We start from the raw sequence: 26,605 nt of genomic DNA, 5'->3' as shown, positions 1-26,605 counted from the left end.
CTCTAGGCTGGTCGAGGCCGAACTGCGGTGTCGGCCAAGCCCGACGCCAGCACCGCCAGTGTCACCAGGTCCGACGAACTTGCGGTCATCGGCGCGATCTGGACCGGGAGCGCCATGCCCATCAGGTAGGGCCCGAGCATATTCTCGCCGCCCAGTGCACGCAGCAGCTTCGACGAGATGTTGGCCGACTGCAGCCCGGGCATGATGAGGATGTTGGCCGGTCCGGTGAGCCGACTGAACGGGTAATATTTGCGCTGCGCCTCATAATCGAGCGCGAGGTCGGGCCCCATCTCGCCTTCATATTCGAAGTCGGTGGCGAGGGTGTCGAGTAATTTCACCGCGTCGCGCAACTCGGCGATGTGGCGGCCTGGCGGGTTGCCGAAGGTCGTGTAGCTGATGAACGCGACGCGCGGTTCCTGCCCCATCCGCCGCGCGAACGCCGCCGAACGGATCGCCATCGCCGCCAGCTGCTGCTCGGTCGGGCGTTCGTTGACCGCGGTATCGGCGATCAGCAGCGTGCGGCGCTTGCCGGCGATGATCGTGATTCCGAACGGGGTCGTACCCTGTTCCTCGTCGATCACGGTGCGGACCTGCGCCAGGCTCTGGCTGAACGGGCGGGTGGTGCCGGTGATCATCGCATCGCCCTCGCCGAGCGCGAGCATCGCCGCGGTGAAGGTGTTGCGGTCCTGGTTGACCATCCGCTCAATCTCTCGGCGGAGCATGCCGTTGCGCTGATGCTTGGCGTAGATGTAGTCGACCGCGCGCCCGACCAACGGCGAATTGCGGCTGTTGAGCACCTCGTAACCGGCCGGATCGACGCCAAGCTCGGCAAGCATGTCGCGCACCTTCTCGCGCCCGACCAGCACCGGTGTGCCATAGCCGCCTTCCTTGAACGCGATCGCGGCGCGCAGCACGTTGGGTTCCTCGCCCTCCGCGAACAGCACCCGCTTGGGGTTCGACTGGGCGGCCTGGAAGGCGAGGCTGAGTACCGACGCGGTCGGGTTGAGGCGCGCGCGAAGCTGGCTGCGATAGGCAACCATGTCGGCGATCGGCTTGCGCGCCACTCCGCTGTCCATCGCCGCCTGCGCGACCGCCGCCGGGATGACCTCGATCAAGCGCGGATCGAACGGCGCCGGGATGATATATTCCGGTCCGAAATGCTGCTCGGCGCCGCCATAGGCGATGGCGACTTCTTCTGGCACCGGCTCGCGCGCGAGTTCGGCGAGGGCATTGGCAGCGGCGATCTTCATCGCGTCGTTGATCGCGCTCGCGCGCACATCGAGCGCGCCGCGAAAGATGAACGGGAAACCGAGCACGTTGTTGACCTGGTTGGGATAATCCGAACGCCCGGTGGCGACGATCGCGTCGGGCCGCGCCGCCTTGGCGTCGGGCGGGCTGATCTCGGGGTCGGGATTGGCCATCGCGAAGATGATCGGGCTCGGCGCCATCTTCATCATCATCTCGGGCTTGAGCGCCCCCGCCGCCGACAGACCAAGGAACACATCGGCCCCGACCAGCGCCTCGTGGAGGTTTTGTGCGTCGGTATCAACCGCGTGGGCCGACTTGAACTGGTCAAGATCGGTCCGATCCTTGCGGATCGTGCCCTTGCGATCGCACATGATGACATGGTCGCCGCGCACCCCCAGCGCCTTGATCAGTTCGGTGCACGCGATCGCCGCCGCGCCGGCACCGTTGACGACGACACGGATGTCCCTAAGTTCGCGACCCGTCAGCAGGCAGGCGTTGATGAGGCCAGCGGCAGTGATGATCGCTGTGCCATGCTGGTCGTCATGAAACACCGGGATGTTCATCCGCTCCTTCAACCGCTGTTCGATGATGAAGCAGTCGGGCGCGGCAATGTCTTCCAGGTTGATCCCGCCGAAGCTCGGCTCCATCAGCGCGACCGCGTTGACGAACGCGTCGACGTCCTCGGTGTCGAGCTCGAGATCGATCGCGTCGACGTCGGCGAAGCGCTTGAACAGCACCGCCTTGCCTTCCATCACCGGTTTCGACGCCAGCGCGCCGAGATTGCCCAGCCCGAGGATCGCGGTGCCGTTGGAGATGACCGCGACGAGATTGCCTTTGGCGGTGAAGTCATAGGCCTTGCCCGGATCCTCGGCGATCGCGAGTACCGGGACGGCGACACCGGGCGAATAGGCCAGCGCCAGGTCGCGCTGGGTGGCCATTGGTTTCGTGGCGACGATCTCGATCTTGCCCGGTCGCCCGCGCGAGTGGAAATCGAGCGCCTCGGCTTCGGAGAAGGTGATGTTGCTGGTCGACATGAACGAGCCTTAGGCGCGGGCGGCGGCACAAGTCACCCCTCCCCTTTGCGAGGCCGGGCTGCTACCCTGTCGCCAATGGCCCGCGCCGACGCCCCTCCCCCGACCGCACCGGCGCAAACCCCGATGATGACGCAATATCATCGCCTCAAGGCCGAGGCCGGCGACGCGCTACTGTTCTATCGCATGGGCGACTTTTTCGAGCTGTTCTTCGATGACGCCAAGGCGGCGGCGGGATGCCTCGACATTGCCCTGACCAAGCGCGGGGAGTCGGCGGGCGAGCCGGTGCCGATGTGCGGCGTGCCGGTCCACTCGGCTGACGCCTATCTCGCCCGGCTGATCCGCGGCGGTTTCCGCGTCGCCATCGCCGAACAGGTCGAGAGCCCGGCCGAGGCGCGAAAGGCGCGCGGGCCCAAGGCGCTGGTCGACCGCGCGATCGTCCGCCTCGTCACGCCGGGCACGCTGACCGAGGATGTGCTGCTCGATTCGGCGGCCGCGAACTGGCTCGCGGCGGTGGCGCGGGCGGGCGACGAATGGGGCATTGCCGCAGCCGATATTTCGACCGGCCGGTTCGAGCTTATCGCGTGCGGACCAAGCGAGCTTGCGGCGGAACTCGCGCGGCTGGCCCCCGCCGAGACGATTGCCGACGAAAGCATTCCCGGTCTCAAGTCGACTCGCGGCAAGGGCGGCTTCGACAGCCTGTCGGGGGAGCGCGCGCTGGCTGCGCGTTTCGGCGTCGCCACGCTCGATGGCTTCGGCTCACCCGGGAGGGCTGAACTGGCGGCGGCGGGCGGCTTGCTCGCCTACCTCGACGCGACCCAGAAGGACGCGGTGTCGTTCCTTGCGGCGCCCCGGCGGGTAGCGCGGTCGGCGCACATGGCGATCGACCCGGCGACCCGCGAATCGCTCGAGATACTGCGCAGCGCGGGCGGCGGCTCAGGAGGCGGCACGAGCCTGTTCGCGACGCTCGACCGCTGCGTCACCGCGTGTGGGAAGCGGCTGCTCGCCGCCGACCTGTCGGCCCCGCTGACCGACCGCGCGGCAATCGAAGCCCGCCTCGCGCTGGTCGCCTGGTTCCATCAGGATGCGCTGCGCCGCGACCGGGTGCGCGAGTCGCTGAAAGCGATGCCCGACCTTGCCCGGGCGCTGGGACGACTGGTCGCCGGCCGGGGCTCGCCGCGCGACCTTGCGTCGCTGCGCGACGGGCTCGCAGCCGCCGCTGCCCTGCGCCGTGAGCTCGAGGGCGAAGTCGAGCGCCCTGCCCTGCTCGACCGCACCATGCCCAACCTTGGCGGTCACGCCGCGCTGGTCGATCGGCTGGCGAGCGCGCTGGTCCCGTCGCCGCCGCTCGACAGCGCCAGGGGCGGCTACATCGCCGAAGGATATGATGCGGCGCTCGATTCGCTACGCCTCGCCGCGTCGGACGGCCGCCGCGCGATCGCCGGGCTTGAAGCGCGGTATCGTGATTCGACCGGGGTGGCTTCGCTCAAGATCCGCCACAACGCGGTGCTCGGCTACCATGTCGAGGTCGGCGCGCGGCATGGTGATGCGCTGATGGCGCCAGACAGCGGCTTCACCCACCGCCAGACGCTTGCCGGGGTGGTCCGCTTCAACTCGCCCGACCTTCATTCCGAAGCCAGCCGGGTGGTCGAGGCCGGCGCCCATGCGCTCGCCGCCGAGGCCGCCCATTTCGAGGGACTGACCGCCCGCGCCGTTGCCGCCGCGCCAGCCATCGCCGCCACCGCCGACGCCATCGCGCGGCTCGATGTCGCCGCCAGTCACGCCGCGCGCGCTACCGAGGGGCAATGGTGCGCGCCGAGCCTGGTCGACCAGCCGTGCCTCGAGATCGAAGCCGGTCGGCATCCGGTGGTCGAAGCCGCGCTCGCTGCGAACGGCGACCGCTTCATCGCCAACGACGTCGCGCTCGGGCCGCACGACCGGCTGTGGCTGATCACCGGGCCCAACATGGGCGGCAAATCGACCTTCCTCCGCCAGGTCGCGCTGGCCGCGCTCCTCGCCCAGGCCGGAAGCTTCGTTCCCGCCGCGCGAGCCAAGATCGGCATCGTCGACCGGTTGTTCAGCCGGGTCGGCGCGGCCGACAACCTCGCGCGCGGCCGATCGACCTTCATGGTCGAAATGGTCGAGACCGCCGCGATCCTCGCGCAGGCGACCCCCAACAGCCTCGTCATTCTCGACGAGATCGGGCGCGGCACCTCGACCTACGACGGGCTGGCGATCGCCTGGGCGGTGGTCGAGTCGATGCACGATCAGGTCCGCGCCCGCACGCTGTTCGCAACCCATTATCACGAGCTGACGCGGCTCGCCGACCAGCTCGATGCGCTGTCGCTCCACCATGTACGCGCGCGCGAGTGGAAGGGCGACCTCGTCCTGCTCCACGAAGTCGCATCCGGGCCGGCCGACCGCAGCTATGGCATCGCCGTCGCCCGGCTCGCGGGCGTGCCACCGACCGTCCTTGCCCGCGCCAAGTCGGTCCTCGCCAAACTCGAGGCCGGCCGCGACGCGACCGGCGGGATTGCCGCGGGCCTCGACGATTTGCCGCTGTTTGCCGCCGCCGCGCCCGCAGCCGCCGAGCCCGACCCGGTCGATGCCGCGCTCGATGCGCTCGACCCGGACGCCTTGACACCGCGGGAAGCGCTCGACGCGCTTTATGCCCTAAAGCGGCTCATAAACGAGCGAGCTTCGTGACCGAGCTTGCCGCCGAGCGTCGCCGCGCGATCATCGACCGTCGCGCCCTCGCGGATATGATTGCCGCGCTGCCCAGGGGAGGTGACCTCACGCCGAGCGCGACCTCGATCCTGCGTGACGCCCTGGCCGCAGGCCGCACCGAAATTTCCAGCCGAATCGTTGCCGAGCCGAATCGCGGCCGCTCCCACGCCGCCGCCTATGCGTTCCTCGCCGACCAAGTCGTCCGCCTCGCATTCGACTTTGTCACGCACAAGCTGTTCCCGAACCCGAATCCCACCCTCGCTGAGCGCGTCGCGCTGGTCGGGCTCGGCGGTACCGGCCGCGGCGAGATGGCGCCGTTCAGCGATCTCGACCTGATGATGCTCGTTCCCCCCGGCGGCGCGCCGTGGTGCGAGCAGGTCGTCGAGGGGCTGTTATACTTGCTGTGGGACCTCAAGTTGAAGGTCGGCCAGTCGGTCCGCACGCCAACGGAAGCGATTGCCCTCGCCAAGTCCGACATGACCATCCGTACGTCGATCCTCGAGGCACGCTTTTTGTGGGGGGACGAGGCACTGTCCGACGAAACCGCGCTTCGTTTCCGCCGCGACGTGGTGGCGGGTACCAATCGCGAGTTCGTCGCCGCCAAGCTTGCCGAGCGCGATGAGCGCCACAGACGGATGGGCGACAGCCGCTATGTCGTCGAGCCCAACGTCAAGGACGGCAAGGGCGGCCTGCGCGACCTCCACACGCTCTACTGGATCGGCAAATATGTCCACGGCGTGCGCCAGCCCGCCGAACTTGTCGGCGCAGGGCTGTTGACCGCCGAGGAATATCGCCGGTTCGAGCGAGCCGAGCGTTTCTTCTGGTCGGTACGCTGCCACCTGCACCTCGCGGCGGGACGAGCGGAAGAGCGGCTCGGGTTCGACCGCCAACGCGAGATCGCGGCGGCAATGCGCTATTCGGACCGGCCCGGCAAAAGTGCCGTCGAGCGCTTCATGCAATTCTATTTCCTCAACGCCAAGACGGTCGGCGACCTCACCGGACTGTTCCTCGCTCAGCTCGACGAACAGCTCGCGCGAAGCGGACGGCGGTTCGGCCTTCCGTCTCTTCGCCGCCGCCCAGCCCGACTCGACGGCTTCGTCCTCGATCGCGGGCGGCTCTCGATTCCGTCGGACGATTTCTTTGCCCAGGACCCGGTGCGGCTGCTCCATCTGTTCGCGCTCGCCGCCTCGAACCGGCTGGAGATTCACCCCGCGGCGATGCGCGCGGCGGCGCGCGATGCCCGGCTCGCCGACACGGTTCGCGACGATCCCCGCGCCAACACCTGCTTCCTCGAGGTGCTGACCGACCGCAACGCGCCTGACCTCGTGCTGCGCTGGATGAACGAGGCCGGTGTATTCGGCCGCTTCGTCCCTGACTTTGGCCGCGTCGTCGCCCAGATGCAGTTCGACATGTATCATCACTATACCGTCGACGAACATTCGATCCGCGCGATCGGCCTGCTTGCGGCCATCGAGCGTGGTGAACTGGCGAAGGATCACCCGCTGTCGACCGCGCTGTTCAAGCAGATCTCGTCGAGGCGGACGCTCTATGTCGCGGTGCTGCTCCACGACATCGCAAAGGGCCGCGGCGGCGATCACAGCGAGCTCGGCGCCGCGATTGCGCTTCAACTCGGGCCGCGCTTCGGGCTCGACCCGGGCGAGACCGAGACCGTCGCATGGCTCGTCCGCCACCACCTGCTGATGTCCAACACCGCCTTCCGCCGCGACCTCGCGGATCCGCAGACGGTCGAGGACTTCGTGCGGGCCGTGCAAAGTCCCGAGCGGCTGCGGTTGCTGCTCATCCTCACCGTGGTCGATATCCGCGCGGTCGGGCCGGGGACGTGGAACGACTGGAAGCGCAGCCTGCTGCGAACGATTTTCGAGGCCGCCGAGGAGCGCCTCCGGTTGGGTCACAAGGAGCACGGCAGGAGCGAACAGGTCATCTATCGCCAGGCGGAACTGGCGGCGAAGCTAGGCTGGGAGCCAACGCGCGCCGAGAAGCATGCCAGCAGGCTTCACGACAGTTACTGGGTGGCCGAGCCTCCCACATGGCAATTCGCCAATGCGCTGCAGATCGAGGCCGCCGACAAGGACGAGCCCAGCGTCGTCGCCGAGGACGATACCGAGTCTGGTGCGACGCGGGTCAGCGTGTTCGCTCCCGACTCGCCGGGTCTATTCTATCGCATCTCGGCGGGACTGGCGGCGGCGGGCGCGAGCATCGTCGACGCGAGAATTCACACCACACGCGACGGCATGGCGCTCGACAACCTACTCGTCCACGATCGCCAGGGCCGCGCCTATGCCGAGAAACGACTGCGAGCGCGGCTCGTGACTTCCGTCATCGACGCGATTAAAGGCGACGCACCCGCGCTGCCACAAGGCGGGCGCGATAGCCGTGGTAATGTGTTCAATGTCGCCCCGCGCGTGCTGATCGCCGAACAGGCGTCGAGCCGGACGACCGTTATCGAGGTCAATGCGCCGGATCGCCCGGCGCTCCTCGCCCGCCTCGCGCGCTCGATCTACAAGGCCGGGCACCAGCTTCATTCGGCACATATCGCCACTTATGGCGAGCGCGCGGTGGACGTCTTCTACGTCACCACGGCGGGCGGCCGAAAGCTCGACGCCGGCGAGGTCCAGGCGTTGCGCGAAGCGCTGCTCGGCACGCTCACCGAAACCCAGCCCACTTGCGCCGCCTGAAGAAAAGGGCCCCGCGGTCACCCGCGAGGCCCTCTCCCTTCGATCAGCGTTTCGACCTTAGCCGCGCTCGCCCTTCGATGGCGGCGGTGGCGGTGGCGGTGGTGGCGGCGGCGGCGGCGGGCAGGTCGCAGTCGCATCAATCACGCTGCCGTCGACACAGGTCTGCGTCGCTGGCGGCGGTGGCGGCGGCGGCGGCGGTGGGGGAGGAGGCGCAACCACTGGCGGAGCTTTCGGCGCCGCGAAGCTCGCACGGAGCGTCAGGCCGAAGGTGCGCGGTTCAGCAAGGAAGGCCGAGAAAATCTGGCGCCCGCCGGGGTAGGCCGGATCAGTGAATGGCGCGCCAGTCCTGCCTTCCTGGAACGGCGAGTTGAAGGCGACCTGCGCATAGTTCTTGTTGAACAGGTTCTGCGCCCACAGCTCAATTGACCAGCGGTTGTCGGGACCGCGCAATCCGACGCGGCCATTGACCAGCGTGTAGCTTTCCTGGCCTTTTTGCGGGAACAGGTCGGATCCAGTATTGTAATTCCCGGAGTAACGCCCATCGAGATAAAACAGCGCCGAGAGGCCGCTGTTTCCGATCCGCGGCGTATAGCCGATCGATCCGGTGGCAACCGTGCGCGGGGCATTCGATAGATACTGACCCGGCAAGCGGCGCAACGCCTGATTGAGCGGGGCACCGGTGTCCTTACCGATCAGGTTGTCGCGATACTTGGTCGTCGCCAACGTCAGGCCGGCGGTTAGGTTGAGATCAGGCATCGGACGGTAGGACGCTTCAACCTCGACCCCCTGACTGCGAACGCCGTATTGCACGTCAGCGCTGGGGCAGGCGCCGGTCGTCGCAGCGGCCGGGTTGTAGTTCGGGGCGGTCGTGAATTTCGACTGATCCTGGTCACCGCCGTTCAGACTGGTTTTGCAGCTATTGACGTTCTGGACGATGAACACGGTTCCGTCGAACGTGTTGAGCTGGAAGTTCTTGAACTCTTGGCGGAACAGGGAAACGTTGAAGGTGATGCCGCGCGCGGTAAACTTTCCGCCGAGTTCATAGGCCCTGACGGTTTCCGGATCGAACTGCAGATTGCCCGCCAGCGCTTGCGCCCCGCCGAGGCTTGCAAACGACCGAATCGGCGACTTGAGCGCGGACTTGTCGAGATTGAAGCCGCCCGCTTTGTAGCCGCTCGAGACGCTGCCATAGAGCAGCAGGTGGTCGGTCGGCTTGTACGACAGCACGCCGGTGCCGGTGAAGCGATGCTCCTTGCGCTTGCCATTGATCTTCACGCCGTTCAATTCGGCAGTGTTATTGGCCTGGCAGCTGAGCCCAATGATGGCGCCTGCTGTCGGGGCGAGCGCCGAGATGGCCAGGAACGGCGTGAGCGCGGCCTGATTCTGGACGCAGGCCAGGTTATCATTGCCGAACTGAGCATCGAGACGCTTGCGTTCGCTGGTGTAGCGCACGCCGACCGTCGCATCGAGCCGATCGGTGATGTGTAGGATGTTGTGCGTGAAGACCGCGAAGTTGCGGCTGTTTTGCTTGAACAGATCGCCGGTGCTGCCGCGATCATTGATACCATCGAGCCGGTCGATCGCGGCGTAAAAGATCGGCGAAGCCGCGCCGAACGCCGCCGGACGTGCGGCAAGACAGCCCGCCGCAGCCGGGTTGTACAATGCCGCCAGGCCGCTGCCGGAGACCAGGCGACAGGCCACGAACCGCCCATACTGGGTGCCGAAGCGGAGCTCATCCTGAAGCGTCAGGTTCTCGTTGGCGTAATAACCGCCGACCAGCCAGTCGAGCTTCTTGTTGAATGCCGAGCCCTGCAGCCGCAATTCCTGGCTGAACGTTTTGAACTGGCGGAAGCTCTTGCCGTCGTTGGGGCGATAGAGGATGTCGACCGTGCTGTAGTCGCTGTCGCCCTGCTGGTTCGCCTTGTAGCTGCGGTAGCCGGTGATCGACGTCAGCTTGGCGCCCCCGAGATCATAACCGATCTCGCCCGAAACGCCTCCGTCGGTGGTCTTGGCACTGAAACTGCGCCCCCGCGACACGGAAATGTTGCGGCTGTAGGGATTGTTGAACGCCGACAGGTCCTGCCCAAGATCGCGAAGCACGCCGATGATATTATTCTGCGCCGGATCGTTGAGACCGCCGATGTTGCTGTTGATCTCGTTGTTGACATAAACCGCGCCGCAGCATTTTTCGATGCGATGGGTGTAATCGCCGATCAGGCGGATGCTGAGCCGGTTGTCGGGCTGATAAAGCAGCTGGCCGCGGACAAAGTAGCGGTTGCGGTCGTTCACGTCGGTACCGTTGTTCCTGTCGTGGTAGAAGCCGTCGCGCTTGACGTAGACTCCGTCGACCCGGAAGGCGAGGCTGTCGGAGATCGGGCCAGTGAGCCCGGCCGAAAACCGGCGCAGGTTGTAATTGCCGATCGTCGCTTCGCCAGAACCGCCGAAGGTAAACGACGGCTTCTTCGAAAAGATGCTGATCAGGCCGGCCGAAGCGTTGCGGCCGAACAGCGTCCCTTGCGGCCCGCGCAAGACCTCGATCCGGTCGATCTCGCCCAGCTCGGAGAGTCCAATGCCCGAGCGTGAACGGTAGACGCCGTCGATGAACACCGCGACCGAGCTTTCGAGCCCGGGGTTGTCGCCGACCGTACCGATGCCGCGAATCCGCGCCGACCCGTTGGCTTCAGTTCCGGTCGAAGAAACGAGCAGAGACGGGGCGAGCTGGTTCAGAGAACGAATATCGGTGGCGCCAGAATTCTTAAGTGAGTCGCCCGAGACGGCCGTGACGGCGATTGGAACGTTCTGCAACGCCTGACGGCGACCCTGAGCGGTGACGATGATTTCGCCGGTATCGGCCGGCGTCTGCGCCGTGGCGTTCGACGCGACCGCGCCCGGCTCCGCCGTCGGACTATTCTGTGTCGTGGGATCGATTTGCCCTGTGGTCTGGGCGAATGCCGGGGTCGTCGTCAGGACGGCGATGCCGGCCGAAGCTAGCCAGAGCGACTTGTTCATCATGTTCCTCTCCACGGGCAGTCTTCTAATTGTCGCCGAAGCTAGTCGCCTAAGGTGGCGAAGTGAACACGCCGCCTGCGTTTCCTCCGATTTCATCGCAAGTTGCGGCACAGATGCAACAGCCAGCGGTCGTCACGATAAAAAGGCCCGCCTGCCGTAAGGGCAAGACGAGCCAATTTGAGACCAACAAATTAAAGTGCGTTACTTTGGCGCGAGTACCATCAGCATCTGACGGCCTTCCATGCGCGGGTGCGCTTCGACCTTGGCGATCTCGCCGGTCTCTGCCTGGACGCGCTGGAGCACCGCCATGCCGAGCTGGCCGTGCGCCATCTCGCGGCCGCGGAAGCGCATCGTCACCTTGACCTTGTCACCGTCGCCGAGGAACTCGACGACCTTCTTCATCTTGGTATCATAGTCATGGTCGTCGATGTTCGGACGCATCTTGATCTCCTTGATCTCCTGCGTCTTCTGCCGCTTGCGCTGCTCATTGGCCTTTTTCTGCGCTTCATATTTGAAGCGGCCGATGTCGAGGAACTTGGCGACTGGCGGATCGGCGTTCGGGCTGATCTCGACCAGGTCGAGGCCGACGCTGACTGCCTGCTCATAAGCCTCGCGCGTATACATCACGCCCAGGTTCTCGCCATTTTCGTCGATCACCCGGACTTTCTGCGCCTGAATGAACTCGTTGTAGCGGGGGCCGGTCATGACCGGCGGCGCCATCGAACGGCGCGGATAGGGCGGTGGTATAGCGAGGTCTCCGAATATGGTTGTGGTGGTCGCCAGCTAAGCCTTCAGAGGCCGCTTGTGAAGGGGAGCGCACCGTTTTTGCGCCGGCCTGTTGCTGCGTGGCGTCACTTGGCCGCAGTCGATCAGATCGGAAGGCCCCGCAGGAGCAAGGGCAAGTCGCCGCTGGTTCCGCGCGCCTCGGACATCAGCCGGTCCTTCAATGGCCCGATGCGGTCGACCAGACCCATGCCGAATCGCCTCACCGCCGACGCCGTCTTGCCGGGGACCGAGTAGAGCCGGCTGAAACCATCGGTCGACATCGCGACCATCAGCGTGTCGAGGCTGCGCCACCGCTCGTAGCGATCGAGCAATTGGCGGTCGCCAAGGTCGAGGCCGAGACGCGCGCCTTCGACCAGCACCTGGGCGAGGGCGGCAGCGTCGCGGAAGCCAAGGTTGAGGCCCTGCCCGGCAATCGGATGAATCCCGTGGGCGGCATCCCCGACCATCGCGAGGCGATTGTCGGTGATCCGCGCGGCGTGGTGGAAGCCGAGCGGGTAGGACGAGCGCGCGGCGAGGGTCGAAACCGCACCGAGGAAGCCGCCCATCGCCGCTTTCACTTCGGCTGCGAACTGCTCGTCCGACAGCGCGAGGAAGCCGTCGGCGTCGGCTTCACGAACCGACCAGACGATTGCCGAGCGATGGCCATGCTCGTCGTCGGTCATGGGCAGCAGCGCAAACGGTCCAGTCGGGTAGAAGATTTCGTAGGCGATGCCGTCGTGCGGCTTTTCGTGGCGCAGCACCGAGACGATCGCCCTATCGTTGTAAGACCATCTGGCGATTCGAATACCGGCGGCGTCGCGGCTTGGCGAGTTGCGCCCCTCGGCGACGACCAGCAGCGGTGCGCTAAGCGATTCGCCGTTGTCTAGCGTCATCCTGACACCATGCTCGCCACGCTCGATCGCCGTGGCGCGCGTCTTGTAACGCAGGTCGATGCTCTTCCCTGCCTCCGCCCTGGCGCGGAGTGCGGCACGCAGGTTACGATTCTCGTGCATCCAGCCGAGCGCCTCACCCTCCTCGCCGGCATCGAACGTCAGGCTTCCGGGCGCGAGGCCATCGGACGTGCGGATCTGGCGGATCGGGCCGCCGGGGACGAGGAAATGCCCGCTGACACCGACAGCGTCGAGCATTCGAGCCGACGAGGAAGATACCGCGCTGGTCCGCCCGTCGAACACCGCGTCGAGACGGAGGTCGGGGTCGGCCGGATCGACCACGACCGAAGTCAGGCCGCTGGCGTCGAGCCCGGCGGCGAGAGCAAGGCCGACAAGGCCGCCACCAAGGATGATCACGTCGCTGCTTTGCATGGCGCTTTCTCTAGGCTTTCCGGGCGCAACAGGAAAGCCTTGCGCCGGGAGTCCGCCTCAAGGCATTGTGGCGCATCGATTTGGGTGACGCCACGAAGGCGGGGGAAGATTAATGGCGACCGTCGCGCAACGCGCACAGAAACGGGACCTGGGTCCGGATTGGCGCGACACGCTCGCCGCCTCGGTGCGGCGCTTTGCCCGACGGACCATGGGCGCGGTGCTGGTTGCGCTGAGCCTGGCGCTCGGGCTGGCGATGGCGACGCACAGCAGCACCGACCCGAGCTTCACCACTGCGGCGGGCGGGCCGCCGGTCAACTGGCTCGGCGGCTTCGGCGCCTTTTCGAGCGACTTGCTGCTGTTGCTGTTCGGGCCCGGTGCCGCGCTGTTCCTGCCGGTGATCGCGCTGTTCGGGCTGCGCTTGATGCGCGAGGGAGCTCGCGGCCACTTCGGGCGCGCGCTGTTCGTGGCGACGATCGGCGTGCTGCTGGTCGGGGTCGCGCTGGGGCTGATGCGCGGGTCGACGGTGTCGGGATTGCCCGCGGCGTGGGGCGGTGCGCTGGGTCTTGCCGGCGCGCACGGGATCGACGCGGGACTCGGGCTGATCGGTAACCCGTCAATCGCCGGCCCGCTACGTCTGACATTACTGGCGCTGCTGGCGATCGGCGGACTGGCCGTGCTGTGGGTCGCCTGCGCGATCGGCGCCGATGAACGCGCTTGGCTTGCCGGCTTTTTCCGCCGCGATCCTGCTGCCCTGCCGCGCGAGCCGAAGCCACGGCGCAAGCCCCGCGAGGCGATGAACGATGCCGCACCGGCCCCGCCGCGCTCGCGCCCAGCCGTCGCGGTGACCGAGTCGACCAGCGGCATCGCGCCGTCCCAACGTTGGGACGCGGTGCGCAAGGGTCGCGCGGCGGGCCAGGCCAGCCTCGCGCTCGGCGACAGCTACGCAATGCCGGCGATCGACCTTCTCGCTCCGCCGCCCGAAACGGGCAAACCTCAAATCGATCGCGCCGGTCTCGAGCGCAACGCCCGCCTGCTCGAGAGCGTGCTCGAGGATTTTCACGTCCGCGGCGACATCGTCGAAGTGCGTCCCGGTCCGGTGGTGACGATGTACGAGCTGGAGCCGGCGTCGGGCATCAAGGCGAGCCGGGTGATCCAGCTCGCCGACGACATCGCGCGCAACATGTCGGCGCTGTCGGCGCGCGTCGCGACTATCCCCGGGCGGAGCGTGATCGGGATCGAACTGCCCAACGTGAAGCGCGAGGCTGTAGCGCTGCGCGAATTGATCGGCAGCCAGGCATTCGAAGACCAGAATATGTCGCTGCCGCTGATTCTCGGTAAGAATATCGCCGGCGACCCGGTCATCGCCGACCTGGCGCCGATGCCGCATCTGCTCGTCGCCGGCACGACCGGGTCGGGCAAGTCGGTCGGGCTCAACTGCATGATCCTGTCGCTGCTCTATCGGCTCGGGCCGGACGAATGCAAAATGATCATGATTGATCCCAAGATGCTCGAGCTGTCGATGTACGAGGACATCCCGCACCTGCTCGCGCCTGTGGTAACCGAGCCGGGCAAGGCGATCCGCGCGCTGAAATGGACCGTCGAGCAGATGGAGGAACGCTATCGCATGATGGCCAGCCTCGGCGTGCGCGCGCTGGCCAGCTTCAACGCCAAGGTGCGCGATGCAAAGGCCAAGGGCGCGCAGCTCGGGCGACGGGTACAGACCGGCTACAACGCCGAGACCGGCCAGCCGATCTATGAGACCGAAGAGCTGGATTACGAGGTTCTGCCGCAGATCGTGGTGATCGTCGACGAGCTCGCCGACCTGATGATGACCGCCGGCAAGGAGGTCGAATTCCTCATCCAGCGCTTGGCACAGAAGGCGCGCGCTGCGGGCATCCACCTGATCATGGCAACCCAGCGGCCGTCGGTCGACGTCATCACAGGCGTCATCAAGGCCAATTTGCCGACCCGGATCAGCTTTCAGGTGACGAGCAAGATCGATTCGCGCACGATCCTCGGCGAGCAGGGGGCCGAGCAGCTGCTCGGCAAGGGCGACATGCTTTACATGCCAGGCGGCAAGCAGATCGTCCGCGTCCACGGCCCGTTCGTCAGCGACGAGGAAGTCCGCGCGGTTGCCGAGCATTGGCGCAAGCAGGGCGTGCCGGATTACATCCAGGCGGTGACCGAGGAGCCGGAGGATGGCGGCTACCTGTTCGACGGCCAGCCGACGGGCGAAGACGACGCCGAAACCGCGATGTACAAGAAGGCGATCCAGGTGGTGGCCGAAAGCCAGAAAGCTTCGACCAGCTATATCCAGCGCCAGCTGCGCATCGGCTATAACAGCGCCGCCCGCCTGATTGAGCGAATGGAAAAGGACGGCCGGGTCGGCCAGCCGGACCATGTCGGGCGGCGCGAAGTGCTGATGGACACCGACGGTCATCCGCTGTGAGATACGCGGCTTCGACCTGAACGCCGGGGAACAACAGGGTTCAGGACGCATTCAATGGCGCGAAGCCAAAACTTGGCCGATTACTATTTCTGGAGACAAGACATGGCCAATAGTTTCGCGCGCCTGCTCGCGCCGGTCGCAATCGTCGCGATGGCGGCCCCTGCCGCAGCGGCGATCGATCCGGTGGTAACCCAGGTCGAGCAGAGCTTCGCGGCGACCCAGTCGATGACTGCCGACTTCGTCCAGACCAACGGCAAGGGCCAGCAGCTGAGCGGCAAGCTGACGCTCAAGCGGCCTGGCCGCGCGCGCTTCGATTACGGTGCGCAGGCGAACATGCTGATGGTTGCGGACGGCGCTAACCTTTATTTTCTCGACTATGAGGTCGGGCAGAAGAACCGCTGGCCGATCGCCAAGTCGCCGCTGGCGCCGTTGCTGTCGAGCAGCCCCGACCTCAAGCGGATTTCGCGGACCCTGCCGACCCAGGACCCGCGCGTCGTGCTGTTGCGCGTCCGCGATCCGCGGCGCCCGGAATTCGGGACGATGGTATTGGCCTTCATCAAGGCGCCAGATGCGCCGGGCGGGCTGCAGCTCGAAGGCTGGACCGCGACCGATGCGCAAAACAAGAAGACGACGATCAAGCTCGACCAGCAGCGGTATAATGTCGGCGTGCCGGATTCCGCCTTCCAGTTCGCCGAGCCTCAAAAGAAGCGCCGCGGATAATATTGTGTGGCTGACGGGCCGACTTGCGCAAAAAGCGTAGCCTTCAGCAACTTGTTCATCCCCGCGACAGGGACGACGCAGTAGAACAAGTAAGATCGCTGCAGCGCCAAGGGGTTTCCCCCTGTTACCCCCGGCCTCGGCAATCGCCTTGCGTGACGAATACGCTTGGTTGGCCCTCGCTCCATGCCCCCGGAGCGGGGGCCTTTTCCTTTCCGCCTGCTCGCAAAGGAGCGGAGCTTTGATGGTACTGGTTGAGAGCCTGATTCACGCTCCCGGTCGAAGCGCGAGGCGCTTCCACCTCGACCGATCAGGCTCTAAGCGAGGCCGGTGACCAGTCTCAAGATCGCTTCGTGGAACATCAACTCGGTGCGCGCGCGTGCCGGGATCGTCGAGCGGCTCCTCGTCGAGGAAGCGCCCGACATCCTCTGCCTGCAAGAGACAAAGGCGATGGACTCGGTCTTCCCGGCCGACCTGTTCCACCGGTTGGGCTATCGCCACCAGCTGCTCAACGGGCAGAAGATGCACCACGGCGTGGCGATCGTTAGCAAGCTGCCGCTGCACGACGATCTGCGCCACGACTGGCAAGACAATGGCGAGGCACGGCACGTCGGCGCTCGGCTCGACTGCGGGCTCAGGATAGAGAATGTCTACATCCCGGCTGGCGGCGACGTGCCCGACCGCACCCTCAATCCCAAGTTTGGCCAAAAACTTGATTTCGTCGAACGAATGACGCGGTGGAGCGAAAAGTTGGCTGAGCCGACTTTGATCGTCGGCGATTTCAACATCGCCCCGCTCGAATGCGATGTCTGGTCGCACAAGGCGCTGGTCGATGTCGTCAGCCATACGCCGATCGAGGTCGAGGCGCTTGGCCGGCTGCAGGCGGCGCATGACTGGGTCGATTTGGGGCGGAGGTTCATCCCGGCTCCGGCGCGCAACTTCACCTGGTGGAGCTACCGCGCGGCTGACTGGGCAGCGAGCGACCGCGGGCGGCGGCTCGATCATATGTGGGCGAGCCCGGCGCTCGCCGGGCAGGCGACCAAACATGTCGTGCTCGAACCCGTGCGCGGGTGGGAGCGGCCATCGGATCATGTGCCGCTGGTCGTCGAGCTCGTCCTTTGAGCGCAAGCGGATCGCTCGGGCCGGTCATCGCCTCGCTGCGCGCCGGCCGGGCTGTTAGGATTGGAGGCGCGACAGTCTTGTCGGTCGAGACCGGTGGCGCCGACATGCTGGCGCTGCTCGATCCGGACGCGACGGCGCAATTGCTGATCAGTGGCGAGCGCGCGACCGCCTTGGGGCTCGCCAATGAGGGAAATGCCGCGGACCCGGTGAGGCCCGCCGTGGTCGCGCGGGCCGAGTGGCTTGACGCGGTGACCGCGTTGGCGCTGGTCGATCCGGCGCAAGATATGGCGCGAGGACCAATCGGGCCGCTTCACCCAGTTCGGGTTGAGGATGAGGAGTCGGCGATTGCGGCACTGGTGCTGGCGCGGCGGGCAGGGCTGCTTCCGGCGCTGTGGTTGCTGGAAAATGTCATTAAAGTTATCCCAACGATTCCGGTCGATGCGGTGCTGGCGGCGGCGCCCGAGGCGATCATCGTCGCCCGCGCGAAGCTCCCAATCGATAGGATTGGCGAGGCGCAGATCGTCGCCTTTCGCGATGGGGCGACGGGGGAGGAGCATGTTGCGCTGGTGATCGGCGCGTTCGGGGGCAAGCCGCCGCTCGTACGCTTGCACAGCGAATGCCTGACCGGCGATGTGTTCGGCAGCCTCAAATGCGACTGCGGGCCGCAATTGCACGAGGCGCTGCGGTTGCTGAAGGATGCGGGTGGCGGAGTGCTGCTCTACCTTCGCCAGGAGGGACGCGGGATCGGGTTGGCCAACAAGATCCGCGCTTATCAGCTGCAGGATCGCGGGCTCGATACGGTCGATGCCAATCGTCGGCTCGGGTTCGCCGACGATGCGCGCGATTATGGGCTGGCGGCGGCGATGCTGCGCGCGTTGGGTATCGATGCGGTGCGGTTGCTGACGAATAATCCGGCCAAGCTGGCGGGACTCGAGTCGGCGGGGATCGCCGTTGTCGAGCGGGTCGCGCACCACATGCCGGTCAATCCGCACAATGCCGACTATATCGCCACCAAACACGGGCGCAGCGGTCACTTCGCTTAAGCGTTTGCGTCCTCGAACATCGCCGTTCCGACCCTTACTGCGGTCGCGCCGAGCATCACTGCGGCCGAATAGTCGCTCGACATGCCCATGCTGAGGCCGGTGGCGCCATGACGGCGCGCGAGCTTGGCGAGGAGCGCAAAGTAAGGGCCGGGTTCCGGGCCGAGCGGGGGGATCGCCATCAGGCCGGCGAGCGCGAGCGGCGTGGCGCGGACCTGGTCGATGAAGGCGGGGAGGTCGGCGAGCCCGATGCCGCCCTTCTGCCTCTCGTCGCCGATGTTGACCTGGACGTAGACACTTGGGAAGCGGTTCGCCTTGATCGCGGCATTGGCCAGCGCGTCGAGCAGCGACAGGCGGTCGACCGAGTGGATCGTGTCGAACAGATCGACTGCCTCCGTCGCCTTGTTCGATTGCAGCCGACCGATAAGATGGAGGCGAAGGTCGGGATAGCGATCGCGAAGGGCCGGCCATTTAGCCTGTGTTTCCTGCACCCGGCTCTCGCCGAAGTCGCGCTGGCCGGCGACAATCAGCGGTTCGATCTGCTCAACGCTGCGGGTCTTGCTGATAGCGATAAGCGTCACATCGGACGGATCTCGCCGCGCCGATCGCGCGGCGGATGCGATCGCGGCGAGAATGCGCGCGCGACGCTCGGCGGCCTCCCTCAACATTACATCAGTCATGGGATCAGGCGCGACGGACGATCAGAACTTGAACGCAGTTCCGACGTAGACGGCCTGGCTGTCGCGGCGCTGGTCGGCGAGGGTCGAAAGCCGGTCATGCTCGACCTTGTAGCGGACGCCGCCGGTGACCGCGAGGTTGCGCGTCAACGAGTAGGCACCGCCAACGTCGACCGCCATATTGTCTTTCTGAACAAGCGCCGGAACCTGCGTTCCGTCGCCGCGATCGGCACCGAGCGCGACCCGCCCGGTGAACCGCTTGAGATTATACGACAGAGCCACTGCGGCGCTTTCGCGTCCACCGAGCGGCGAGCCTGAACCGGTAACCTTGGCGAGATCACCCGATACCGCAAACCGGCGCCAGCCGAGCGCGACGCCGAGATTGTAAGTCGCCGGCGTCAAGGCTGTCAGCGAATTGCTCTCGGTATGAACAAGGGCATCACCCGGACGAATCTGACCAGCCGTGGTCGCGCGGGCGCGAATCGCGACTCGCAGCTGCGACGGGCGATCCTTGGCGGCCGCCGGGGTGAAGCGGAAATCGCTCGCCGAGGGCGCGCGATTGGCGAATGCCGCAGCCAGCCGAGCATCAGCAGATGCTGGCGTGAAACTGGAAATATGGTCGAAACTGAGGGAGATAGCGGACGGGCGCTTGGCATCCTCGCCGCGCGCGAGCAGAGCGGCAGGCGAACCGGCAAGCAACAGCGCCGCCGCAATCGCAGCGCGCTTCACCCGTTTCGACTCGACCCACCTAGTCACGACTGTTCCTCCAACTTCCTGATATAGCTGGCGGGGGGCGAATGTTCCAACGTTGGATTCGGAATCAGTTCCCGCTGTGGCACAATGACCACAAATTGGATCCCGTCCACCATTTCACGACTGCGCTTGCTCCTGCCTCGCCCTCTGCTTACACAGAATGCCTGACCGTCCGCGGCTTCGCGCCGCCTCGTTTTTCATCGAGGAATCCCCATGCGCCGTTCGACCCCGCTCACCATCCTCCTGCTCACCGGGCTCGCGCTCGGCGGTTGCGCGCGCGACCGGCGCCTGCCCACCACGCTCGCTCCGTCGCGGATGACGACGATCGGGGTCAACGCCTATCTGTGGCGCGCGGCGATCGACACGCTGTCGTTCGCGCCGCTGACCCAGGCCGATTCGAACGGCGGGGTGATCGTCACCGACTGGTATACGACTCCGGCGACCCCCGGGGAGCGGGTCAAGATCACCGCTTCGATCCTCGACCAGGATCTGCGCGCCGATGCGCTGCGCGTCGCCGCGGCGCGCCAGGTCAACCGGAATGGCGCGTGGGTCGACGTGCCGGTCGCCGCGGCGACCGTGCAGAAGCTGGAAGACATCATCCTGACCCGTGCCCGCGATCTGCGCCGCTCCGCCGTCCGCGGTTAAGCGACACCGAGGATGACCGATCGCTTCGAGCCCGCGTCGGCCGATGCGCGCTGGCAGGCGCGCTGGGCCGAGGCGGGCACCTTCACGGCCGATTCGGCTTCGCCCAAGCCCAAGACCTTCGTCCTTGAGATGTTCCCCTATCCGTCGGGACGCATCCATATGGGCCATGTCCGCAATTACACGATGGGCGACGTGCTCGCGCGTTACCGGCGGATGCAGGGCTTCGAAGTGCTTCACCCGATGGGTTGGGACGCGTTCGGCATGCCCGCCGAAAATGCAGCGATGGAGCAGGGGGTTCACCCGGGGACGTGGACGCGCGCCAACATCGCGACGATGCGCGTGCAGTTGAAACGGCTGGGGTTCGCGCTCGACTGGAGCCGCGAGCTGGCGACCTGCGAGCCCGATTATTACGGTCATGAGCAGGCGCTGTTCCTCGACCTGCTCGATGCCGGCCTCGTGTATCGCAAGGAGAGCGAGGTCAATTGGGACCCGGTCGACGCGACCGTGCTTGCCAATGAGCAGGTGATCGACGGGCGCGGCTGGCGATCGGGCGCGCTGGTCGAGCGACGCAAGCTGTCGCAGTGGTTCCTGAAGATCACCGATTTCGCGGAGGATCTGCTCGACGGGCTGGGAACGCTCGACCAGTGGCCCGACAAGGTCCGGCTGATGCAGGAGAACTGGATCGGTCGGAGCCAGGGGCTGAAATTTGCGTTCGTCCTGGCCGCACCGGAAGTAGGAATCGACCGGGTCGAGGTGTTCACGACGCGGCCGAACACGATTTTCGGGGCAAGCTTTGTCGCGATCTCGGCGGGGCATCCGCTGGCGCTCGCCGTGGCCGAGCGGGACGGTGCCGCGCAAGCGTTCATCGACAGGTGCCGCACCGGCGGGACGACCGCCGCCGAGATCGAAACCGCCGAAAAACGCGGTTACGACACCGGGCTCGAGACGGTTCACCCGTTCGACCCCGACATCCGCCTGCCGGTTTGGATCGCGAATTTCGTGTTGATGGATTATGGCACCGGCGCGCTGTTCGGCGTCCCTGCGCACGACGCGCGCGATTTCGAGTTCGCGACCAAATATGACCTGCCAATCCGACGCGTGGTCATTCCCCAGGGCGGCGATCCCGATGCGGCGGTAGACGAGGCCGAAACCGGGTATGGCGTTACGGTCCATTCGCGCTTCCTCGATGGCCTGTCGACCGAAGAGGCAACGATGGAAGTGATCCGCCGCGCCGAGGCTGGCGGCTGGGGCGAGGGGACGGTCCAGTATCGCCTGCGCGACTGGGGCGTGTCGCGGCAACGATATTGGGGAACGCCGATCCCGGTGATCCATTGTGGATCGTGCGGCCCGGTCGGCGTGCCGCGCGAGCAACTGCCGATCATCCTGCCCGAGGACGTGACGTTCGACGTGCCGGGTAACCCCCTCGACCGCCACCCGACATGGCGTGCGGCGACCTGTCCGAAATGCGGCGCGGAAGCCCGGCGGGAGACCGACACACTCGACACGTTCGTCAATTCCTCGTGGTATTTCATCCGCTTCGCCAGCCAGCCGGACGACCAGCCGTTCGACCGCGCCGAGGCCGAGCAATGGCTTCCGGTCGCGCAATATATCGGCGGGGTCGAGCATGCGATCCTTCACCTGCTCTACGCGCGCTTCTGGACGCGGGCGTTGCAGCATATCGGCCGGATCGGGTTCGCCGAGCCGTTCAAGGGGCTGTTCACGCAAGGGATGGTGACCCACGAGACCTACAAGTCGCTCGACGGTCGCTGGCTTTCGCCCGACGAGATCGAATATGGCACCAGTGCTTCAGTGATTGAGCGCGCGACCGGTAGCGGAGTGGTCCGTGGCCGGATCGAGAAGATGTCGAAGTCGAAGAAGAATACGGTCGATCCCGAGCCGATTGTCGACCGCTATGGCGCCGACGCGGTGCGGTGGTTCATGCTGTCGGACTCGCCGCCCGAGCGCGACCTCGAATGGTCCGAAGCGAGCATCGAGGGCGCGGCGCGGTTCGTCCAGCGCGTATGGCGACTGGTCGGCAGCGTCGCCGGAGCTGCCGGTGAGGAGCTGGCGATCGACAAGCGCGCGCACCGCGCGACGGCCGCGGTCGGAGCGGCGATCGACGGACTGGCGTTCAACAAGGCGGTTGCCGCGCTCTACGAGCTGGCCGGCGCGGTAGAGAAAGCAGCGCCGTCGGCGAGCCGGGAGGCCGCGATTCGCACGCTGGTCCGCCTGATTGCCCCGATGGCCCCGCATCTCGCCGAGGAAACCTGGGCGCGGCTTGGCGAATCGGGAATGGTCGCCAACGCCGCTTGGCCGAGCTTCGACCCGGCAATGCTGATCGACGACGAGGTCACCATCGCGGTGCAGGTCAACGGCAAGCTGCGTGACACGATCACGGTCGCGCGCGGGCTCGATCGCGGCGCGATCGAGGCGCTCGCGCTGGCCTGCGACAAGGTCGTCCGGCAGCTGGATGGAGCTGCACCGCGAAAGGTGATTGTAGTCCCCGACCGGCTGGTCAATATCGTCGCCTGATGCGCAAACTCCTGCCCCTGATTGCGGCGTTGGCGGTGACGGGCTGTGGCCTCCACCCGCTCTACGACGGCGGCTCGCGCGGCGCGGCGGCGATTGGTTTTCGCTCGATCGAGGTCGGCCCGATCCCGCAACGTAGTGGATGGCTGACGCGCAACGCGCTGGTCGATCGGTTGGGCGGCGAGCATCCGGCGGGGCTGTACCGGCTCGAGGTCGAACTCAACGATAGCATCACCGGCTTCGGCATTCGCGGTGACAGCGCGACCACGCGCGAACGTCGGACCCTGCGCGCACGCTATCGGCTGGTCGAGCGAGCCAGCGGTGCCGTGGTGCTCGACGCGACCGCGGGGTCGGACGCCGGGATCGACGTCGTCAGCTCCGAATATGCCACGATCGCGGCCGAGCAGACCGCGACCGAGCGACTGAGCGCGCTGGTCGCCGATCAGATTGTCGCCCGTCTGGCGCGCTACATGACCGCGACAGCGGGACGGCGATGAGCCGGGCGTCCTCCGCGCGGCGGCGATGAAGGCCAACAAGGCGACGCTTGGCCGGTCGCTCGACCAGCCCGACGCGGCGCTCCGTTTTTACCTGTTCCACGGGGCCGATGAAGCCGGCTCACGGGTGCTCGCCGATCGCTTGCTCAAGGGGCTCGGAGCGGAGAAATTCGTGGTCGCTGGCGGAGCGGTCAAAAGCGATCCCGCATTGCTCGCCGACGAGGCAGGCGCGATGGGGCTGTTCGGCGACCGCCGCGCGATCTGGGTCGAGCCGGCGGAGGACGAGATCGTCGCCGGCGTCGAGGCGCTGCTCGGGGCCGCAGCGATCGAAAGTCCGGTCATCGCGCTCGCTGGCGCGCTCAAAAAGACGTCGGGACTGCTCAAGCTAGCCGAGACGCACGGCGGTGCGCTGTCGCACGTGTCCTATCCGCTCGAGGGACGCGACGCCGAGCGGCTGATAACCGATCTCGGCCGGGCGGAAGGGCTGCGCATTTCCAACGGCGTCGCGACGCGGGTTGCCGGGCAGGCGGCCAACAATTCGGCGGTGATTGCGTCGGAATTGGCGAAGTTCGCGCTTTATCTCGGGGCCAGCCCCGAAACTCCGCGCGAACTGGACCAGGAGACGATCGACAAACTCGGCGCCGATACCGGCGAGGGCGATGCGCTGCGGATCGGCGATCTCGCTCTCGATGGCCAACTCGGCGCGCTCGCCGACGAGCTTCAGCGCCTGACGCCGGGCGGATCGGAGGTCGTGCCGATCGTCCGGTCGCTGCAGCGCAGGGTGCTCCAGCTGGCCCCGCTGCGCGCGCGCATCGAGAGCGGTGAACGGCTCGATGCTGTCATGACGTCAATGGGCAAAGCTCTGTTCTGGAAAGATAAAGCGCTGATGCAGCGGCTATTGTCGCAGTGGAGCGCGGCGCGCCTGGCGCAGCTGGCGAAGCGGGTGAGCGCGCTCGAACGACGGCTGATGCTGTCGCCGGTGCCGGGCGATGCTGCGCTGGGGCAAGAGCTGCTCGCAATCGCCCGCGCGGCGCGTCGCTAGCAGGCTTCAGGCTCTAGATCGGTTCGCCGGAGAGGCGCTGGCAGATCATGTCGAGCTGGTCGAGACTCGAATAAGACAGGCTTACTGTGCCGCCGGCGCCCGAATGCGCGACCTTGACCTTGAGCCCGAGCAGATCGCCGAGCTGGCGTTCGAGCGCGGCGAGGTCGGCATCGACCGCGCGCGGCTTGCCCGAGGACGACGTGCTGCGCGTACCCGCTGGCTTGGCGGCGCGTGCACGGTCCTCGGCCTGGCGGACTGTAAGCCCGCCTTTGACAATTTCTCGAGCGATTCCAGATGGATCTGGCGCACCGATGATGGCTCGTGCGTGGCCCATGCTGATTTCACCCATCACCAGCATCTCGCGCACGTCGGCGGGGAGGTCCAGCAAGCGCAGCAGGTTGGCGATGTGGCTGCGCGACTTGGCGACGAGCTTGCCGAGCTGCTCCTGGGTATGACCGTGACGATCGATCAGCTTGCGGTAACCCTCGGCCTCTTCGATCGCATTGAGATCCTCGCGCTGGATATTCTCGATCAGCGCGATCTCGGCCGATGACGCATCATCGAGCGTCTTGACCAGCGCCGGGATCAGATGGAGCTGCACCTTCTGCGCCGCGCGCCACCTGCGTTCGCCGGCGACAAGCTGGTAGCCGCCGTCAATCTCGCGGACCAGGATCGGGGAAATGACGCCGCGCTCTCGAATCGAGTCGGCTAGCTCGTCGATCGCTGCCTCATCGAACCGGGTCCGCGGCTGGTTGGGGTTGGGATAGATGCGCGCGACCTCGATCTCGCGGACCGCTCCGGCCGGCGGGGTAGTATCCTCATCGTGCGGACGCGTGGCCTCGCCGATCAGTGCGGAGAGTCCGCGACCCAAGCCCGGTCTCCTGCTCATGCGGCCGACCCTTGTTGGCGCAGACCGCTCATGCGGCCGGACGCTTGTTGGCGCAGGCCGCTCATGCGGCCTTCGCGTCGACGAGGTTGAGGCGCTGGATCATTTCCCGCGCGAGGCGGACGTAGGCTTCCGACCCGGGGCAGCGCAGGTCGTAAATCAGGGCTGGCAGGCCGTGGCTCGGGGCCTCGGACAGGCGGACGTTGCGCGGCACGACGGTCTCGAACACCGTCGCGCCGAGGCAGGCACGGACGTCCTCGGCAACGGCCTGGCTCAAATTATTACGGCGATCGAACATGGTCAGTGCGACGCCGAGGATCGACAGGGACGGGTTATAGGCAACGCGGATCCGCTCCACTGTTTGCAGCAGTTGACTAAGGCCCTCCAGCGCGAAGAACTCGCATTGGAGCGGCACGACGAGATGCTGCGCCGAGACCAGCGCGTTGACGGTGAGCAGCCCGAGCGAAGGCGGGCAGTCCATCAGGCAGATGTCCCAACGACCCGGGGGAGCCGCGTCGAACGCTCGCGCCAGGCGGTGGGTGCGGCCCTCAAGTCCGACGAGTTCGACCTCGGCGCCCGACAGGTCGACCGTCGCGGGAAGCAAGTCGAGGCGAGGTACTTTGGTCGGGATGACCGATTCGACGAGATTCGCTTCACCCATCAGCACGTCATAGCTTGAGCGCACGCGGGCGGATTGGGCGATGCCGAGCCCGGTCGAGGCGTTGCCCTGCGGATCGAGATCGGCGAGTAGCACCTTCCAGCCGATCGCGGCGAGCGCGGTGGCGAGATTGATCGCTGTCGTGGTCTTGCCAACCCCGCCCTTCTGGTTGGCGACTGCTATCCGGATCATCGCTTTCCCCTCGACACGACGCCGGTAGCGAGCAGGATCGACGCATCGGGGTCGGTCAGGCTCGGCTCCAGCTGAAACGCACCCTGCCACGACCGCCGCACTTCATCCAGTTCCTTCTGCGCGCTTCGGCCCTTGGGGAGCAACCAGACGGTGTCGGGACGGGACAGATGGTGCGTCATGGCGAGGAGTTCGGTCGCGGGCGCAACAGCGCGGGCGGTGATCTTCTCGAACTTCGCGCACATGGCACTTCCCTTGCCGTGAATGATTGTGATGTTGGACAAGTCCAGACGAACTTTGACGCGGGTCAGGAACTCGGTGCGCAAGCGGCGGGGCTCGACCAGCGTGACTGGATCGCCGCTGAGGATGGCGATGACGACACCGGGAAGGCCAGCCCCCGATCCAATATCGACCCAGCTGCCCGCCGGGGCATAGCGGAGCAATTGAGCCGAATCGACGAGGTGCCGCTCCCACATCTGATCGAGGGTCGAAGCGGCTATGAGGTTCTGATTGCTGGATTCTTCGACCAGCAGGGCGGCGTAGGCCTCGAGCCGCTCATATGTTTCACGTGGAACATCGCGGCCCGAAACCTGCTTCAAGCGATCA

19 protein-coding genes are annotated in these 26,605 nt (G+C 66.3%); 10 read left to right on the top strand and 9 right to left on the bottom strand.

Features of this window, described 5'->3' with window-relative positions; genetic code table 11:
• Positions 1–2 precede the first annotated feature (2 nt).
• Positions 3–2,282 (bottom strand): NADP-dependent malic enzyme, encoded by a 2,280-nt coding sequence (locus Q0R27_RS00885; protein WP_293940203.1) that lies wholly within the window; start codon positions 2,280–2,282, stop codon positions 3–5.
• Positions 2,283–2,405: 123 nt separating this feature from the next.
• On the opposite strand from Q0R27_RS00885, the gene mutS reads away from it, so the two are divergent.
• Positions 2,406–4,985, top strand: coding sequence for a DNA mismatch repair protein MutS (gene mutS, locus Q0R27_RS00880; protein ID WP_293940202.1), 2,580 nt, complete (start codon positions 2,406–2,408; stop codon positions 4,983–4,985).
• A complete protein-coding gene (locus Q0R27_RS00875; protein WP_293940201.1) occupies positions 4,982–7,702 on the top strand; it encodes a [protein-PII] uridylyltransferase in 2,721 nt (906 codons plus the stop codon). The genes mutS and Q0R27_RS00875 overlap by 4 nt, the downstream gene beginning before the upstream one ends.
• Positions 7,703–7,759: 57 nt before the next feature.
• On the opposite strand, the gene Q0R27_RS00870 is transcribed toward Q0R27_RS00875, so the two are convergent.
• The 3 genes from Q0R27_RS00870 to Q0R27_RS00860 all read right to left on the bottom strand — a co-directional run bounded on the left by Q0R27_RS00870 (position 7,760) and on the right by Q0R27_RS00860 (position 12,798).
• The gene (locus Q0R27_RS00870; RefSeq protein WP_293940200.1) at positions 7,760–10,711 is read right to left on the bottom strand and encodes a TonB-dependent receptor; all 2,952 of its coding nucleotides are present in this window, start codon (positions 10,709–10,711) and stop codon (positions 7,760–7,762) included.
• Positions 10,712–10,912: 201 nt separating this feature from the next.
• Entirely contained in the window at positions 10,913–11,431 is a 519-nt protein-coding gene (gene infC, locus Q0R27_RS00865) for a translation initiation factor IF-3 (RefSeq protein ID WP_293940199.1), read from the bottom strand.
• Positions 11,432–11,580: 149 nt separating this feature from the next.
• Positions 11,581–12,798 (bottom strand): FAD-dependent monooxygenase, encoded by a 1,218-nt coding sequence (locus Q0R27_RS00860; protein WP_293940198.1) that lies wholly within the window; start codon positions 12,796–12,798, stop codon positions 11,581–11,583.
• Between the two features lie 112 nt (positions 12,799–12,910).
• On the opposite strand from Q0R27_RS00860, the gene Q0R27_RS00855 reads away from it, so the two are divergent.
• The 4 genes from Q0R27_RS00855 to ribA all read left to right on the top strand — a co-directional run bounded on the left by Q0R27_RS00855 (position 12,911) and on the right by ribA (position 18,129).
• Complete coding sequence (locus tag Q0R27_RS00855) at positions 12,911–15,247, top strand: DNA translocase FtsK 4TM domain-containing protein (protein ID WP_293940197.1); 2,337 nt, start codon at positions 12,911–12,913, stop codon at positions 15,245–15,247.
• A 102-nt stretch (positions 15,248–15,349) separates the two neighbouring features.
• On the top strand, positions 15,350–15,967 hold the full coding sequence (locus tag Q0R27_RS00850; protein ID WP_293940196.1) for an outer membrane lipoprotein carrier protein LolA: 618 nt from the start codon (positions 15,350–15,352) through the stop codon (positions 15,965–15,967).
• Between the two features lie 327 nt (positions 15,968–16,294).
• The gene (locus Q0R27_RS00845) at positions 16,295–17,086 is read left to right on the top strand and encodes an exodeoxyribonuclease III (protein ID WP_293940195.1); all 792 of its coding nucleotides are present in this window, start codon (positions 16,295–16,297) and stop codon (positions 17,084–17,086) included.
• A 77-nt stretch (positions 17,087–17,163) separates the two neighbouring features.
• Positions 17,164–18,129: a GTP cyclohydrolase II gene (gene ribA, locus Q0R27_RS00840; RefSeq protein WP_293940194.1), complete on the top strand. Its 966-nt coding sequence runs from the start codon at positions 17,164–17,166 to the stop codon at positions 18,127–18,129.
• Here ribA and Q0R27_RS00835 read toward each other — a convergent pair.
• On the bottom strand, positions 18,126–18,806 hold the full coding sequence (locus Q0R27_RS00835; protein WP_293940193.1) for a YggS family pyridoxal phosphate-dependent enzyme: 681 nt from the start codon (positions 18,804–18,806) through the stop codon (positions 18,126–18,128). The genes ribA and Q0R27_RS00835 overlap by 4 nt on opposite strands.
• A gap of 21 nt (positions 18,807–18,827) precedes the next feature.
• Positions 18,828–19,559: a hypothetical protein gene (locus Q0R27_RS00830; RefSeq protein WP_293940192.1), complete on the bottom strand. Its 732-nt coding sequence runs from the start codon at positions 19,557–19,559 to the stop codon at positions 18,828–18,830.
• 210 nt (positions 19,560–19,769) lie between these two features.
• Between Q0R27_RS00830 and Q0R27_RS00825 the strand changes: the two genes are divergently transcribed.
• The 4 genes from Q0R27_RS00825 to holA are packed head-to-tail and all read left to right on the top strand — an operon-like array spanning position 19,770 to position 24,266.
• A complete protein-coding gene (locus tag Q0R27_RS00825) occupies positions 19,770–20,201 on the top strand; it encodes a DUF3576 domain-containing protein (protein ID WP_293940191.1) in 432 nt (143 codons plus the stop codon).
• A 12-nt stretch (positions 20,202–20,213) separates the two neighbouring features.
• Positions 20,214–22,733, top strand: coding sequence for a leucine--tRNA ligase (gene leuS, locus Q0R27_RS00820; protein ID WP_293940190.1), 2,520 nt, complete (start codon positions 20,214–20,216; stop codon positions 22,731–22,733).
• Positions 22,733–23,227: an LPS assembly lipoprotein LptE gene (gene lptE, locus Q0R27_RS00815; RefSeq protein WP_293940189.1), complete on the top strand. Its 495-nt coding sequence runs from the start codon at positions 22,733–22,735 to the stop codon at positions 23,225–23,227. The genes leuS and lptE overlap by 1 nt, the downstream gene beginning before the upstream one ends.
• A 25-nt stretch (positions 23,228–23,252) precedes the next feature.
• A complete protein-coding gene (gene holA / locus Q0R27_RS00810) occupies positions 23,253–24,266 on the top strand; it encodes a DNA polymerase III subunit delta (protein WP_293940188.1) in 1,014 nt (337 codons plus the stop codon).
• Between the two features lie 13 nt (positions 24,267–24,279).
• Here holA and Q0R27_RS00805 read toward each other — a convergent pair whose 3' ends face one another.
• From Q0R27_RS00805 to rsmG, 3 genes are all read right to left on the bottom strand, one after another.
• Positions 24,280–25,155, bottom strand: coding sequence for a ParB/RepB/Spo0J family partition protein (locus tag Q0R27_RS00805; RefSeq protein ID WP_293940187.1), 876 nt, complete (start codon positions 25,153–25,155; stop codon positions 24,280–24,282).
• 61 nt (positions 25,156–25,216) lie between these two features.
• Complete coding sequence (locus Q0R27_RS00800) at positions 25,217–26,002, bottom strand: AAA family ATPase (RefSeq protein WP_293940186.1); 786 nt, start codon at positions 26,000–26,002, stop codon at positions 25,217–25,219.
• Positions 25,999–26,598, bottom strand: a complete 600-nt coding sequence (rsmG, locus tag Q0R27_RS00795) for a 16S rRNA (guanine(527)-N(7))-methyltransferase RsmG (RefSeq protein ID WP_293940185.1) — start codon at positions 26,596–26,598, stop codon at positions 25,999–26,001. The genes Q0R27_RS00800 and rsmG overlap by 4 nt, the downstream gene beginning before the upstream one ends.
• Positions 26,599–26,605: the final 7 nt, after the last annotated feature.

The sequence above is a fragment of the Sphingomonas sp. genome, from assembly GCF_025362505.1.
Classification (GTDB): domain Bacteria; phylum Pseudomonadota; class Alphaproteobacteria; order Sphingomonadales; family Sphingomonadaceae; genus Sphingomicrobium.
This window is presented reverse-complemented; position numbering and strand designations above follow the sequence as displayed.